Below are 13,700 nucleotides of genomic sequence, written 5' to 3' on the forward strand. Positions count from 1 at the left end.
GACACCTCCGGATAATCGTTATGTGAACCGGCTCATGGCTCGTAGCGAGTGGCTCGGGGGGCGTGGCAGGACCATGAGCGGCTTCTGGATGCACCGCATAAAGCAAAGCGGGGCCGACCCGAAGGCCGACCCCGCAGTGTAGCGCCGCGGCAGCCATTTAGCTGCCACGGCAACCCATCAGGAAACGTGCTTTACATCGCCACGCGGAACACCGCCACAGCGCGGCGCAGTTCGTCCGCTTGTTCCTCCAGCGCCTGCGCAGCGGCAGCCGCTTCTTCCACCAGCGCGGCGTTCTGCTGCGTCACGTCGTCCATCTGCGTGACGGCTTCGTTGATCTGCTCGATGCCGGTACTTTGCTCAGCCGAGCCCGCGCTGATCTCGCCCATGATGTCCGTCACGCGCTTCACGGCCACAACGATCTCTTCCATCGTCTTGCCCGCACGCGCCACCAGCGTCGAACCGGATTCCACACGCGCGGCGGAGTCTTCGATCAACGATTTGATCTCCTTGGCGGCACCCGCGCTGCGCTGTGCCAGCGTGCGCACTTCACCGGCCACCACGGCGAAGCCGCGGCCCTGTTCACCGGCACGCGCCGCTTCCACCGCGGCGTTGAGCGCCAGGATGTTGGTCTGGAACGCAATGCCTTCGATGACAGCGATGATGTCGGTGATCTTGCGCGACGATTCGCTGATTTCGCCCATCGTGGTCACCACGTCTTGCACCACGGCACCGCCCTGCACGGCAATGTCGGAGGCGTTCACTGCCAGCGTGCTTGCCTGACGGGCGTTGTCGGCGTTCTGCTTCACGATGCTCGTCAGCTCTTCCATGCTGGATGCGGTTTCCTCCAGCGAGCTGGCCTGCTCTTCGGTGCGTTGCGACAGATTGGTGTTGCCCGCGGCGATCTGCTGCGTGGCGGACGCAATCGACTCGCTGCCGCGACGCACCGTCACCACGGTCTCCTTCAGCTTGGCTTGCATCTGCTGCAGGCCTTCCATCAGCAGGCCCATCTCGTCACGCGAGTGGATGCGCACGTCGGTGGTCAGGTTACCGCCCGAAATTTCATGGAAGTGCACGAGCATCTCTGCGAGTGGGCGAGAGATCGCGCGCGACAGCACCAGGTAGCAGGCGGCGGCCAGCGCAATACCCACGGCAATCACGATGATGAACGCCCAAACCAGACCGTCGAAGAACGACTGCGCCTTGCTGTAAGCCGACGCGGCAATTTCTGCTTGAATGGCGTTCAGGCGATCGGCCTTGATGGCGTAAGGCACGAACAGTTCGTACAGCTTGTCGAGCACCAACGGACGCGCGGCTGCGTAGTCGTGACGGTCAAACGCTGCCAGAGCCGGCTTCAAACCATCGTTGAAGAACGCATCGCGCAGGCGCTTGGCCTCGCCAGCGGTCTGCTCTTCTTCAGGCGTGGCGAACGGCAGCGCGTTGTAGGCATTCCAGCCATCGTCGCTGGCCTTGACCTGCTCGCGGGCGGCCTTCACCAAGTCTGCGATCTTGGCGTCGTCCGTTTCATAGACGGCACGATCCAGCGCCGTACGGACCTGCACCAGCCTCGAAATGGCCTGACCCAGTGCGCGCGTGGAGGCGAGCTGATTCGAATAGGTTTCCTTCAGCGCCTTGTTGGAGCGCATGTTGCCGTACAGCCCCAGCGCGCCGACGCCCGCAAGGAATACAGCCAGAACAAACAGGACCAGCGCCAGCCGAGCCTTGATGGAGAGCGTCTTCATATCTGCCGTGGATTGCTAAGGACGAAACGTCGCGACTGCCCGTGGGGGCGCCGACGTTAGCCAAAGTAACGACAGATAGTCCGTAATCTTTAATCAAGATCTAATGGTTTGTACTGAATATACGGCGCGTACCACACTTAGTTAAACGCGCTTCACACGCTGCACATCCATGCGTTCAACGTGTGAAACACGCGGCCTGAGTTCGCGCCATCAGCGCGTTATCGAGCAGGACACCGCGCACCGTGACGCGTTGGCGTGCAAGCACTCCAAACCCGTTGCGAGCAAAGAAGGGTTCTGCGCTCAAACTCACATGCGCCTGCACGCTCGGCACGTCACGCTGCGCTGCCAACTCGAGGATGTGACTCATGAGCTGTTGCCCGACACCTCTTCGCGCGTGCACGGCCGATACGAAGAAGTGATCGATATAGCCGTTGGTCTGCAAATCGGCATAGGCCACGGGCTGCCCGTTGCGTTCCGCCACGAAGGGCTGGATGCGGCGGATGCGCTCATTCCATTGTGCGACGTCGTAGTGGGTCGGGGCCCACGCTTCGCACTGCTGCGACGTATATTGCGCGGCGGCCAGACCGTGCACGGCGGAATGGAAGACCGCATGCAACAGGGGCTCGTCACCGGGTCTGAAGGCGCGGATGACAACGGTCGATTGTTCAAGCGGTGCGTTCATGATCATTGCCCCGCATGCGGCAGGTCCATCGACGCAAGCACATCCTTGATGTGCTGCGCGGCCTGCTGGGCGTTCTGCGCGGCGGGCACAGGCGGCTGTTGATCGGTCGACAGGTTGCGCACGTGGTCATCAATGCTGATGCCGGTGCCGAGTGGCGCGAGCATCGCCGCCGATTCGTGCATGGCCCACTGGAAGTCATTGAGCGGCGCGTTGCGGGCGGCCTGCAAACCGGCTGGGTTCGCCGCCATGGCGCGGGCGGCGACTGGGTCGCGGTTGTCATCTGGCGCAATCAATTCCAAGACCTGCCCCAGGTCGGGTGCGCTGGCATCGCGCGCAGTGAGCGGCGTCCGGATGTTGTAGCGCATGCGCAGCGTCTTGATGATGGCGGTGTGATCGTACGGCTGCGCCACGGTCGAGCGGAAGATCGTGCCCTTGGGAATCCATGGCGACACCACCACCGCCGGCACGCGCACACCCAACCGGTCAAATGCGAAGAGCTGCCCGGGCTGCGGCGGGCTCGGCGGCACCACGGCAGGCGGCGGCACGTGGTCGAAACAGCCGCCGTGCTCATCGAAGGTGATGATGAGCATGGTCTGGTGCCACTGCGGCGAACTGCGCAGCGCGTTGTACACCTGCGCGACGAGCGCGTCGCCGTAGCCGACGTCATGCGGCGGGTGCATATCGTTGGGCCAGTCGAGGTCGGCAAAGTAGCGCGGCTCGATAAAGCTGTACGAGGGCAGCTTGCCGCTGGACGCATCGTCGAGAAAACCGTCGAACAGGTGGAAGTGGTCCAGATGCAGCCACAGCCGCGTGAGCGTGAGCGACTGCGCGAAGTCGTGGTAATAGACGGCCCAGTCGTTGGGCGCCACGCCGTCGAGCACATTGAACAGCGTCGGCATCAAGTACGGAAAGTGCACCGGCGAGTTGTTCGGATAACCGTGCGCGGTGCCGGTGTGCACGAAAAACCGGTTGGGCCACGTCTGGCACGGCGCCGAGGCAAACCACGCATCGCACACGGCGTAATTGCGCGCCAGCGTGCTGAGCGCGGGCACTTGGTCCGGCGTGAAGAAATGCATGATGTCGCGCGGGTCGCCACCGTTCTTGGCGTAGTTGGTGGTGAAGCCCTGCATGGTGGGCGTCTGCCCCAGCGGCATCTGCTGGCCGAAGAGCTGCTGGTTGATGTCGGTAAAGAGTTCGCCCGGGTCGGGATTGGGCAGCGTCATCACGTTGGCCGGCGCGGGCGTCGTCCACACGCGGATGGGCTGGCCGCCGCCGTCGGGGTTGGTTTCTTCGCCCGACAGGCCGTCGAACTCCGCGCTCTTTGAATACAGCGTGCCGAACAGGTTGTCGAACGACCGGTTCTCCAACATCAGCACGACCACGTGCTCGATTGCGCCCAAGCCTGCCATGGTGGCCCCCTCGTTTCGTTGCGCTGCTTCGTTTTACGGAGCCGCACCGGGCGGCGCCTGCGGCTCACTATAGGAAGAAACAAGGGGATTGGCGTTGCGTGCGGCTACGGACGGGCCGCCGGCAGCACACGCCACGCAATCAGCGCGCTGCCTGCCGCCACGAGCCACACCACCGGCCATGACGACCAGGCCAGCACCTGCGGCAAACACAGCGATGTCAGCCCCAGCGCCGCAAACGCGCCCGTGTTGCCCAAACCCAGCGCCGTGCCGGCACGCTGCGCACCGGCCAGCGTCGCCAGCTCGGTGTAGCCCACGCCATGCCACGCCGATACGCAGATACCGCCGGCCACCACGGCCGCCACCAGCGCCACGCGCATGATCGACAGATCGATCGACAGCGCCGACGTCATCCATGCCACGCCGGCCAGCACGACGAACAGCGCAACGCTCAACCGTGCACACGCGAGCAGATAAGCGCGGCGATTGCCGTGACGGTCGGTCCAGCGGCCGCTCCACACGCGCATGACGGCCGCCCCGCCCTGCACCGCTGCCATGGTCAGGCTGAGCGTGAGCACATTGGCGTGTGCAAAGTCGCGCAGGAACACCGTGGCGAAGGCCACCACCGCGCCTTGCGGCACGCACAGCAGCCCAATGGCCAGGGCCATGCGCAACAGCGTCGGATCGCGCAGCGGGCCCGTACCGCCAGGCGCTACGGTTTGTGCTGCCGCATTCACTGTGGCCGGCGCGTCATGCACCCACAGCCACGTGAGCGCCGCAGTCAACGCACACGCTGCCGCCAGCACCCCATACACGGCGGCAAACCCGGCGTGCGCGGCCAGGCTCGGCAGCACGAGCGCACCAACGCCGCCGCCCAGCGGTACGGCGGTCTGGCGGATGCTCATGGCCAATCCGCGCTCGCCTTCGCGAAACCAGCCCATGACCGCGCGGCCGCTCGAACCATTCACGCTACCGCCCAGCAGGCCGACGCTCAGCATGCCGCCGACCAGCCACGCGAGCGGCGGCACATTGCCATGCAGCGGCACCACGCAACATGCCATCACAAACAGGGCCAGTGCGGTCAGACCAAGCCCCGTCAGCAGCACGGTGCGATCGCCCCAGCGATCAGTCAGCAAGCCCCACGGCAATTCGCTGATGGCGATGCCCAGCCCCAGCGCGCCCAGCGCCACGCCCAGCTCCGCATTGCCCAGGTGATACGCCGAGCGGATGAACACGGCGGTCGTCGGGATGCCCGAGAACGCTGCCGAAAAACTCGCATTGGCCGCCACACCCACGCCCAGCACCTTCCAGCGGTGATGGCGCGACAGGGGCATTGAAGTGGCCGGCAGGCCCATCGCGGTTGTCATGATCGTCTCTCCAGAAATGCGTTTGACAGCAGCAGTCTGGCGGAGCAACATCAGGCCTAAATGACGTTAATCCCTCATTTCAAGACATCATGCGCAGAATCGGCTTCTTGGTGTTTCCGGGCTGCAGCCTGCTCGATTTCACCGGCCCGCTGACGGCCTTTGACGTGGCGAACCGGCTCATGCGCCAGCCGGCGTATCGCATCGACGTGCTGTCCGAAGGCGGCACGCTGGTCCAAAGCGCGCCGGGCCTCGTCATGCAGACGCAAGGCCTGGACGATCCGGCCTTTGATACGTTGATCATCTCGGGCGGCAACGGCCCGCGTGAAGATGCATTCTCGCCCCGACTGATCGCCTTCGTGCGGGAAGCGGCGCAGCATTCACGGCGAATGACGAGCGTATGTTCCGGCGCCTTTGCGCTGGCGGCGGCGGGCCTGCTCGATGGCCGCCGCGCCACCACGCACTGGCGCATGGCGGCACTGCTGCAGCGGCGGTATCCGCGCGTACAGGTACAGAGCGACCACATCTTCATCCACGACGGGCCGGTGTGGACGTCGGCCGGCATCTCGTCAGGCATCGATCTGGCGCTGGCGCTCATCGAGGAAGACCTGGGCGTCGACGTGTCGCGCGCCGTGGCTCGCGAACTGGTGGTCTATCACCGGCGGCCCGGCGGGCAATCGCAGTTCTCGACCTTGCTGGAACTGGACCCGGCATCGAGCCGCATCGCGCGTGCGCTGGGCTATGCGCGCGAGCACCTGCACGAAGCGCTGGACGTCGACCGCCTGGCCGAAGTCGCGCACCTGAGCCGCCGCCAGTTTGACCGCGCCTTTGTGGCCGAGACGGGCCAGACGCCCGCCAAGGCCATCGAAAAACTCCGTGCCGAAATCGCCCGGCCACGCGTGGAAGCCGGTGATGAATCGCTGGAACAAGTCGCGCGCGCCGTGGGCTTTGCTGACCCCGAACGCATGCGGCGCGCGTTCATCCGCGTGTTCGGGCAGCCGCCGCAATCGGTGCGGCGCTCGGGCCGATCCGGGCACACACGCCTGGTGGTCCAGCCCGCCGCGCCCGTGAATCCGCTACCCTCACGCGCCTGAAATCCGTAGCCCCGCATTCGTACCGATGTCCGACACACCAGCCCTGCCCCTGCTCTACAGCTATCGCCGCTGCCCCTATGCCATGCGCGCGCGCCTGGCGATGCTGCAAGCCCATCGCCGCTTCCAAACGTTTGAGATCGTCATGCGCGACAAGCCTGCCGAACTGTTGGCGCTGTCTCCCAAGGGCACCGTTCCTGTCTTGCATCTGACAGACGGCGGCGTGCTGGAAGAGAGCCTCGACATCATGCGCTGGGCATTTGAAGCTCGCGACCCGGAAGGCTGGTGGCGCCGCGCGCAATCCGACGACAACCTCGCCCTGCTGCGCGCCAACGATGGCGAGTTCAAGCGCCAGCTCGATCGCTACAAATACCCCGACCGCTATCCGCAAGAGACCACGCCGCGTGAGACAGCCCGTGCCCGGGCAACAGAAACCCTGCTGATACCGCTGGAATCACGCTTGCTGGATCAACGCTATCTTGGCGGCTCGACGCCGTGCGCGACGGACTTGGCGATCTTCCCGTTCGTGCGGCAGTTTGCAGCGGTGGAGCCGGACTGGTTTGCCGGCCAGCCGCTGCCCGCTGTGCAGGCCTGGCTTGCCGAGTGGCTCTCCAGCCGCCTGTTCGAGGTCTGCATGACGAAGCAGCCCGTGCAGGCCGTTGCCGTGTTTCCCGAGTATCAGCATCCCAATTGACTGGCTGGTCTACCGATGGAGGCGTGTGTGCAATGAACGAACCACAGACAGCATCCCCCGACAGCACCGCGGCGCGCGTCGCGTTGTGGCGCGCCTTGCATGTGCACAGCGATGCACCGCCGCACGTGCTGGAAGACGAAGTGGGCCTCAAGCTGCTCGACCCCCAACCCGACTGGCAACAACGCGGCGACATGGACCCGCAGTTCACGCGTCCGTTTCGTGCGTCCATTGTGGCCCGCGCACGCTTTATCGAAGACCTCGTCATCGAACAAGCGGGCCGTGGCTTGAGCCAGTATGTGATTCTCGGGGCGGGGCTCGACAGCTTTGCGCAACGCCGGCCTGATGTGGCATCGCGCATGACGGTGTTTGAAGTCGATCAGCCCAGCCCGCAAGCCTGGAAGCGCCAGCGTCTGGAAGCGGTGGGCTTCGGCATTCCACATTGGTTGCGCTTCGTGCCGGTGGATTTCGAGGCGCGCGAATCCTGGCAGGATGCGCTGGTCGCGGCCGGGTTTGATGTGAGCCAACCGGCCATCGTGGTGTCCACGGGCGTGAGCATGTATCTGTCGAAAGAAGCGAATGCGGCCACGCTACGGCAGGTGGCGTCACTTGCACCGGGCTCGATGCTGGCGATGACGTTCCTGCTGCCGCTGGAGATGGCGGACCCGGACGTCCGGCCCGGCCTTGAGATGGCGGAGAAAGGTGCACGCGCGAGCGGCTCCCCGTTCATCAGCTTCTTCACGCCGCCCGACATGCTTGCACTCGCCCGCGAAAACGGCTTTCGCGACGCCCAGCACATCTCGGCAGACATGTTGACGGAGCGCTATTTCGCTGGCCGCACCGATGGGCTGCGTCCGCCCCGCAATGCCGAAGAGCTGCTGGTGGCGACGGTCTAGCCGCGCGCCCGCCTACCGCTCGCGCAGCGGCCCGGGCAGTGCCTTCAGGCCAATCCACAACACACCGATGACCACGTTGACGGGTACGCTCAACGCGCTGGGCACGTAGAACAGTACCGACAGGCCCGGCGTGTTGAGCCCCAGTTCCAACACGCCGCCCAGTGCGTAGCAAAGCAACCCGCACCAGAGCCAGCGGCGCATATAAGCGAGCAACCAGTGCGCATGCGCCTGGTTGAAACGCCACGCGGCAGACCGCTCGAACAGGTTGCCCCGGCTGGCATCCTTGAACAGCCAGCCGAAGAAGAAGTAGCGGTACAGCAGCGTGCGAAAGGCGAGCTCTTGCATGATGGCTCCCTCGGTCAAACCAGCCTTCAAGCGAGCAAGTTTGGCTCCAAAATCGCGCGGGCGCCATGCCCTGCAGCGCCGGGTTGATCATGGCGCACCCGGCTGCGCTGCTTCGTCTTTCAGCCTGCCAGCTTCTTGAAGGTTTCAAGCACTGCGTCGCCCTTGAACGGTTTGACGATCCAGCCCTTGACCCCCGCGGCCTTGCCGCGGTCTTTCATGGCAGGGCTGCTTTCGGTGGTGAGCATGATGACGTTGACCGTCTTGTTGCCCAGCTCGCCGCGCACCTTTTCGACCATGGTCAGGCCGTCCATGATGGGCATGTTCACATCACTGATGACGAGTCTGACGCCGGGGTTGGCCTTGATCTTCGCCAGGCCGTCCTTGCCGTCCACGGCGGTTTCCACCGCCAGACCATGCTTCTTCAGGAAACCGGCCACCTCATTGCGGACGGTGCTCGAATCGTCGACAACCAGAATCTTGCTCATAGCGCTTTCCTCGCTCTCAATCTTTCCAATCAAAACAATTCCAACTCCCCGCCGGATTCCACTTCGTCGCTCACATCGGCCACGAAATCCAGCGGGGCGTGGGTACACACGCACACGGCGGCGCTCACGCGCACGGTGTCGTTGATGGTGACCGTGTAGGCGGCCACGTAGCCCGGCTTGAGCACGTCCAGATACGGCAGGCAGCGCGCGCTCACCACATAGGGCGTGGACATGCCAAGGTCGGGAAACACCTGCAGCAGCTCCTGGTTGAGCGCGCCGCAGCACAGGTTGCCGATTTCCAGACGCGCTTCTTCAAACGATCGCCCCGTACCTTCACCAGTGAAGTAGGCGCGCGTGGCGTCGGACTCATCAAAGCGCAGCACCAGCAGCAAGCGGAAGGCGATGGACGAGATGGTGAGGATCAAGGCCTCCTCACCGCTGATGGTGTCGCCTTCGGCCTCGGTGCTGATGTGGCAGGTGTCTTCCGGCTGCCGCGCAAGCCGCGTACGGGCGGCCTTGCGGAAGATGCGATCGAAACTCTCTTTTGCGTTGCTGCGGATCACGTCAGGCCTGCCTAGTGAAGCTGGTGTTGAAACTGGCTCGCCAGCGCCTCAACGCTCGACAGCGACGCGGTGATCATCTTGCCGCCCGCCTGGATGTCCTGGAACGTGGCGGTGGTGGTCAGGTCGTTCAGGTGCAGGCTGTTGCGATAGCTTTTCGACAGTTCTTCGGAACGTGCTGCCAGCGCGCGCACCTCGCTGGCCACCACGGCAAAACCCCGGCCCGCCGTGCCCGCACGCGCCGCCTCGATGGACGCATTGAGCGAGACGATCACCACATGCCTCACGATGGACTGCAGCTCCTGGTTCTTCGTGTGCATGTCGTGGTTCTGCTCCATGAGCGAGATCATCTGCTCATGCCAGCGCTCGAACGTCAGTGCCAGGCCGCGCAGGCGTGCGGCTTCTTCGGCAATCTGTCTGGCGCGGCTCGCCCACTGTTCCTTGGCTGCCGTGGCCGACTGCAACTCGGTCCGCAGTTGCTCGATCACTTCCAGTTGGTCGGCAGCGGCATCGCGCATCTGGGCGACAGTGGTTTCCATTGCGGCCACCTCGCGCATGCCCGTATCCACCAGCGCAGCGTGCTTCGCCAGATCAGCCGACAGATCGGCGATGCGGCCATCGGCATCGCCCAAGGTGCGCGCCATCGCATTCACCTTCCGTTGCCGGATCAGCCACACCAGCACACCGGCCACCAAGCCGCCCGTGATGACGGCCAGAACAATCGTCCCCATCACGATGCTTCCTTATCCAAGTCCATGCGCACTGCCCGTTGCGCGCCGAGCGCGGCGTTCACGCTGTCGACCGCAAGACGTTCGGGCAGGCACACCACCGTCTGGAACTGGCGAAACGCAGCACCCTTGTTGTCGTCGGTAAAGCGCAGTTCGATGCGGCCATGCTCACGCTTGAGGAACTCCTGCACGGCATCCATGCCGACGCCGCGTCCGGACACTGCCGTCACCTTGTCGGCAGTCGAGAAGCCGGGGCGGAAAATGCACTGCGCGATGTCTTCGTCACTGGCGGGTTGGTCGGCGCCGATCCAGCCGCGCTCCGCCGCGATGCTGCGGATGCGGTCGAGCGCCAGGCCTCGGCCGTCGTCGCACAGCGTGATCTGCAGCATGCCCTGATCAACGCCCACTTCGATGTCGATCGTGCCGGCTGCAGGCTTGCCGTGTGCAATGCGCTCAGCAGCGGGTTCAATGCCGTGGTCGATCGAGTTGCGCAGCAGGTGCATGAACACGTTCTGCAGGATGCCTCGGGCCTCCGTGCGCACGCGGTAGCCGTTGTCGTCGATGCGCACGGCAACGGGCTCCTTGCCCAGTTCCTGCGCCAGCGACGGCAGCGATTGCAATGCGCCGGACAACAGCGCGTCCACCGTCTCGCTGCCTAGCAGGCGCAACTGCTCATAAATGGAATCGCGCATCGCAACCAGTTCGTGCAGGCTGCCTGGGTTGACCCTCTCTAGCAGGCGCAAGCTTTCCTGAATGCCTGCCATCACATCAGGGGCGGCCTGTATGGTATTGCCCGATACCGCATCGCCCTTGCGGCCAAGCTTCACCTCGTTGATGCGGGCGTAGTTCTCGATGGCCTCGCGCACGCGCGTCAGCTCTTCCATCAGCCAGTCCTGGTCCCACGTGTGCTCGCTGTCGGGCTCGCGCAGCGCGTGGTAGGTCTGCTCGGTCTCGTGCACCACGTTGGTCAAATGCTGCAGGTTGTACGTGCGCGCATTGCCCTTGATGGTGTGCATGTTGCGGAACAGCGCCGCAATGGCCGCGCTGTCGGCCTGCGAATACTGGCGGATGATCCGCTCGTTCTCGTGCACAAAGGTCGTGGAGCTGTCGATGAAGTGCTGGAACTTCTCCTGGCTCACCGCCAGGATCTCGCCGATCATCTCCAGGTTGCGGCGCTGCTCGCTGGCCTCGGCCGCCAGCTTGCGCAGTTCGGTCACATCGCGCACGCACAGCATCAGGCGCAGGATCGTGTCGCTCTCGTCGGTAATGGCCGACCACGACAGGTCGAGCGTCTTCACGCGCCCATCCGGCATGCGCTTCTCCACCTCGCTCGCAAGCAGATGCTGGTTGAACGCGAAGTTGATGATGTCCTGCCCCAGGCATGCATCGACCGCCGCATCCACCTGCGACAGCGCATCGGCGCCCAGGCTGGTATCGGCAAAGATCAGCTCCATGAACTTGCGGCCTGCAATCTCCTGCGTCTCAAAGATCGATTCGAGGTAGACCGAATATTCCTCGTGCACCACGCCGCCATCGACCACGGTCAGGATGCCCTGCTGCATGTTCTGCAGCATCGCCTGGATGTCGGCCGTCTTCTGTTTGAGCAGCGCGGCGTTCTCCTGGATCTTCTCGATCATCCGGTTGAACGCGACGACCGAGTGGCCAATCTCGTCCATGCGGCCCACCGGCACACGGCGCGTAAAGTCCTGGCTGGTGGCGATCTCGCTCATCTCGGCCTGCATACGCGTCAGCGGCCGGGTGATCTGCCGATAGAGCAGCATGCCGATGGCCGTGAGCAGCACGATGGCCACGCCGCTCACCACGCCAATGGTGGTGGCTGTGCTCGCAAGCTTGCCGTTCAGGCCGGCAATGGCTTCGTCCTTCTCGCGGTTCTTCTCGATGCGCAACGTCTCGACAATCTTTTCCAGCACGTCGCGGTAGCTGGCGACGTTGGCAAACAGGAAAGCCTGCGCCAGTTCATCCTTGCCCGCCAGCTTCATGTCGGTGGTCTGCTGGATGGCCTCGACGTAGCTGTCGATGGTCTCCTTGGCCTGCGCGACCAGGCCTTTCTGTGCTTGGCTGTTGGCGCGCTTGGCCTGTACATCCAATGCAGTGCGAAGCGCCGCTTCCTTGGCCTTCAGGTCGTCTCGGGCCTGTGCAACGATGTTGCCGTCTGGCGCATACACCAGCACCATCGTCGCAAGCTGCACGTCCTTGACGAGCGATACGAGGTCAGCCGACGCCAGAGCACTCGGCACCACGCCCTCCGTCACCTGGCGGACCTCCGCAGCGCTGCCGCGGGTCTGGTAGACCGCGTATCCGCCGATGGCCGCCAATGCGGCAAACATCAGCACCACGAGCAATGTAATGCGATGACGAATGGTCATTTGAAATTCTCTCGATTCAGCCCCCCTGAAAGAAGGGGTGCTTCAATATGTTTTCCTGAACACCGGAGGCGCAATTATTGAAGCCGAAAGATGACCAATCGATGACCGTCGCATCAACCATCCGGGCATTGCGGTATTGAATTTTCGTGCGCAGGCATTGCACCGCATACCCGCGCGGCACTTGGGTTTCCGGCGAAATCGTTTGGCTCCCCCACTCAAGTAGGGGAATTGCACGAAAGCGCTAAAGTTATTTTTCTTGTCGCCGTTAACTCAGCGCCTTCTTGTTTTCTCTTTTATTTCGGGCATTATTTTTCGCCTTGATTCCAATAGCAGAAAAAAGGCGTTTCTCATTTTCCCGGCGCAACCTGATGGCGTATCTCGCCCACCGTTGCCAAGTGGCTACCGGCCCATGTTCCTGCCAGAATGTTCTGCTTGGGCCCACCACGGAGGCAGACACATGAAGAAGAGCACGCAGGACACCGCCGCACCCGCGTCCGAGCTGATCGACGCACGCATTGCAGAGCTGGACGACTGGCGCGGCGACATGCTCGCCCGCCTGCGCGCCATCGTCCGGGCGGCCGACCCCGACGTAGTGGAGGAATGGAAATGGAGCGTGCCCGTGTGGTCGCACCATGGCCTGATCTGCACCGGCGAGGCCTACAAGCAGACGGTGAAGATGACGTTTGCCAAGGGCGCCTCTGTGCCCGACCCCGCCGGTCTCTTCAATTCGAGCCTGGACGGCAACACGCGCCGCGCCATCGATTTCCGTGAGGGCGACAAGGTGAACGAGAAAGCGCTGAAGGCGCTCATCCAGGCGGCCATTGCCGTGAACAAGGCTGGCGCCAAACGCTGAAGAACGCACAAGCTCGCGTGGGCAGGGCCGGAGCCGTTAACATACGGCCCGCCTGATCAACCAACGGAGCAACCGCAGTGATTCAACCGACCAGCGTATTCAAGGACAACCTCGCCCAACTGCCCGCCATTGACGGCATCGAGCGCATCGATCTGGTCGATGGCCAGGGCGCCGTGGTGGCCGACATCGAAAACAAGCCCGGCAAGCAAGGTTCGGTGGCGGTGTATCACTACCTGCAGCAGACGTTCGGCCAGCTCGACGCCACGGCCGCCGAGCACGGCCTGGCCGTGTTTGCCGAGCACACCATCGACGCACGCAACCGCCCCGGCGCCCATCCGAATGTAGACCGCCTGCTGGCCATCGCGGCAGGTGAGCCGGCACTGCGCATCAACGTCGTCAAGGCTTGATGACGCCTCGCTGATGCGCGCAGCAAGTAGCGAGTGAACCACCTGTTCTCTCGCTGCACTGCACAC

The 13,700-nt window shown here is 63.8% G+C and carries 14 protein-coding genes; 5 read left to right on the plus strand and 9 right to left on the minus strand.

Translation table 11 applies throughout. The annotated features are described in order from the left end of the window. Positions 1-191: 191 nt before the first annotated feature. The 4 genes from ACTJK4_RS19240 to ACTJK4_RS19255 all read right to left on the minus strand — a co-directional run bounded on the left by ACTJK4_RS19240 (position 192) and on the right by ACTJK4_RS19255 (position 5,194). Positions 192-1,739: a methyl-accepting chemotaxis protein gene (locus ACTJK4_RS19240; protein WP_440818696.1), complete on the minus strand. Its 1,548-nt coding sequence runs from the start codon at positions 1,737-1,739 to the stop codon at positions 192-194. A 175-nt stretch (positions 1,740-1,914) separates the two neighbouring features. After that, positions 1,915-2,427 carry a GNAT family N-acetyltransferase gene (locus ACTJK4_RS19245; RefSeq protein WP_440818697.1) on the minus strand — a complete coding sequence of 171 codons (513 nt, stop codon included), beginning with the start codon at positions 2,425-2,427 and terminating at the stop codon, positions 1,915-1,917. Continuing rightward, positions 2,424-3,830 carry an alkaline phosphatase family protein gene (locus ACTJK4_RS19250; RefSeq protein WP_440818698.1) on the minus strand — a complete coding sequence of 469 codons (1,407 nt, stop codon included), beginning with the start codon at positions 3,828-3,830 and terminating at the stop codon, positions 2,424-2,426. The genes ACTJK4_RS19245 and ACTJK4_RS19250 overlap by 4 nt, the downstream gene beginning before the upstream one ends. Before the next feature lie 104 nt (positions 3,831-3,934). Then, complete coding sequence (locus ACTJK4_RS19255; RefSeq protein ID WP_440818699.1) at positions 3,935-5,194, minus strand: MFS transporter; 1,260 nt, start codon at positions 5,192-5,194, stop codon at positions 3,935-3,937. 89 nt (positions 5,195-5,283) lie between these two features. Between ACTJK4_RS19255 and ACTJK4_RS19260 the strand changes: the two genes are divergently transcribed. From ACTJK4_RS19260 to ACTJK4_RS19270, 3 genes are read left to right on the plus strand one after another with little or no spacing between them, the layout of a single operon-like run. Next, the gene (locus ACTJK4_RS19260) at positions 5,284-6,285 is read left to right on the plus strand and encodes a GlxA family transcriptional regulator (protein WP_440818700.1); all 1,002 of its coding nucleotides are present in this window, start codon (positions 5,284-5,286) and stop codon (positions 6,283-6,285) included. Positions 6,286-6,310: 25 nt separating this feature from the next. Then, complete coding sequence (locus ACTJK4_RS19265; RefSeq protein ID WP_440477420.1) at positions 6,311-6,976, plus strand: glutathione S-transferase; 666 nt, start codon at positions 6,311-6,313, stop codon at positions 6,974-6,976. 32 nt (positions 6,977-7,008) lie between these two features. Further along, positions 7,009-7,869, plus strand: a complete 861-nt coding sequence (locus ACTJK4_RS19270; RefSeq protein ID WP_414563091.1) for a class I SAM-dependent methyltransferase — start codon at positions 7,009-7,011, stop codon at positions 7,867-7,869. Positions 7,870-7,881: 12 nt separating this feature from the next. Here the strand turns inward: ACTJK4_RS19270 and ACTJK4_RS19275 are convergent, their stop codons facing one another. From ACTJK4_RS19275 to ACTJK4_RS19295, 5 genes are all read right to left on the minus strand, one after another. Further along, positions 7,882-8,214 (minus strand): hypothetical protein, encoded by a 333-nt coding sequence (locus ACTJK4_RS19275; RefSeq protein WP_147217811.1) that lies wholly within the window; start codon positions 8,212-8,214, stop codon positions 7,882-7,884. 119 nt (positions 8,215-8,333) lie between these two features. Next, positions 8,334-8,699 (minus strand): response regulator, encoded by a 366-nt coding sequence (locus tag ACTJK4_RS19280; protein WP_440818701.1) that lies wholly within the window; start codon positions 8,697-8,699, stop codon positions 8,334-8,336. A gap of 29 nt (positions 8,700-8,728) precedes the next feature. Continuing rightward, positions 8,729-9,262, minus strand: coding sequence for a hypothetical protein (locus tag ACTJK4_RS19285; protein WP_440818702.1), 534 nt, complete (start codon positions 9,260-9,262; stop codon positions 8,729-8,731). A gap of 11 nt (positions 9,263-9,273) precedes the next feature. After that, positions 9,274-9,990, minus strand: coding sequence for a methyl-accepting chemotaxis protein (locus ACTJK4_RS19290; RefSeq protein WP_343621284.1), 717 nt, complete (start codon positions 9,988-9,990; stop codon positions 9,274-9,276). Beyond that, entirely contained in the window at positions 9,990-12,374 is a 2,385-nt protein-coding gene (locus ACTJK4_RS19295) for an ATP-binding protein (protein WP_440818703.1), read from the minus strand. Before ACTJK4_RS19295 ends, ACTJK4_RS19290 begins: the two co-directional genes overlap by 1 nt. A 457-nt stretch (positions 12,375-12,831) precedes the next feature. On the opposite strand from ACTJK4_RS19295, the gene ACTJK4_RS19300 reads away from it, so the two are divergent. Continuing rightward, a complete protein-coding gene (locus tag ACTJK4_RS19300; RefSeq protein WP_260803425.1) occupies positions 12,832-13,227 on the plus strand; it encodes a DUF1801 domain-containing protein in 396 nt (131 codons plus the stop codon). Between the two features lie 77 nt (positions 13,228-13,304). After that, a complete protein-coding gene (locus ACTJK4_RS19305) occupies positions 13,305-13,634 on the plus strand; it encodes a DUF2322 family protein (protein ID WP_116575053.1) in 330 nt (109 codons plus the stop codon). Positions 13,635-13,700 lie beyond the last annotated feature (66 nt).

It is taken from the genome of Ralstonia sp. 22111 (assembly GCF_052045895.1).
Taxonomy (GTDB): Bacteria; Pseudomonadota; Gammaproteobacteria; order Burkholderiales; family Burkholderiaceae; genus Ralstonia; species Ralstonia wenshanensis.

Excerpts from the sequence above, each read along its gene's own strand:
- ACTJK4_RS19240 (WP_440818696.1), bottom strand. The coding sequence starts at position 1,739 with ATGAAGACGCTCTCCATCAAGGCTCGGCTGGCGCTGGTCCTGTTTGTT.
- ACTJK4_RS19280 (WP_440818701.1), bottom strand. The coding sequence starts at position 8,699 with ATGAGCAAGATTCTGGTTGTCGACGATTCGAGCACCGTCCGCAATGAG.
- ACTJK4_RS19300 (WP_260803425.1), top strand. The coding sequence starts at position 12,832 with ATGAAGAAGAGCACGCAGGACACCGCCGCACCCGCGTCCGAGCTGATC.
- ACTJK4_RS19265 (WP_440477420.1), top strand. The coding sequence starts at position 6,311 with ATGTCCGACACACCAGCCCTGCCCCTGCTCTACAGCTATCGCCGCTGC.
- ACTJK4_RS19295 (WP_440818703.1), bottom strand. The coding sequence starts at position 12,374 with ATGACCATTCGTCATCGCATTACATTGCTCGTGGTGCTGATGTTTGCC.
- ACTJK4_RS19275 (WP_147217811.1), bottom strand. The coding sequence starts at position 8,214 with ATGCAAGAGCTCGCCTTTCGCACGCTGCTGTACCGCTACTTCTTCTTC.
- ACTJK4_RS19245 (WP_440818697.1), bottom strand. The coding sequence starts at position 2,427 with ATGATCATGAACGCACCGCTTGAACAATCGACCGTTGTCATCCGCGCC.
- ACTJK4_RS19255 (WP_440818699.1), bottom strand. The coding sequence starts at position 5,194 with ATGACAACCGCGATGGGCCTGCCGGCCACTTCAATGCCCCTGTCGCGC.
- ACTJK4_RS19270 (WP_414563091.1), top strand. The coding sequence starts at position 7,009 with ATGAACGAACCACAGACAGCATCCCCCGACAGCACCGCGGCGCGCGTC.
- ACTJK4_RS19250 (WP_440818698.1), bottom strand. The coding sequence starts at position 3,830 with ATGGCAGGCTTGGGCGCAATCGAGCACGTGGTCGTGCTGATGTTGGAG.
- ACTJK4_RS19290 (WP_343621284.1), bottom strand. The coding sequence starts at position 9,990 with ATGGGGACGATTGTTCTGGCCGTCATCACGGGCGGCTTGGTGGCCGGT.
- ACTJK4_RS19260 (WP_440818700.1), top strand. The coding sequence starts at position 5,284 with ATGCGCAGAATCGGCTTCTTGGTGTTTCCGGGCTGCAGCCTGCTCGAT.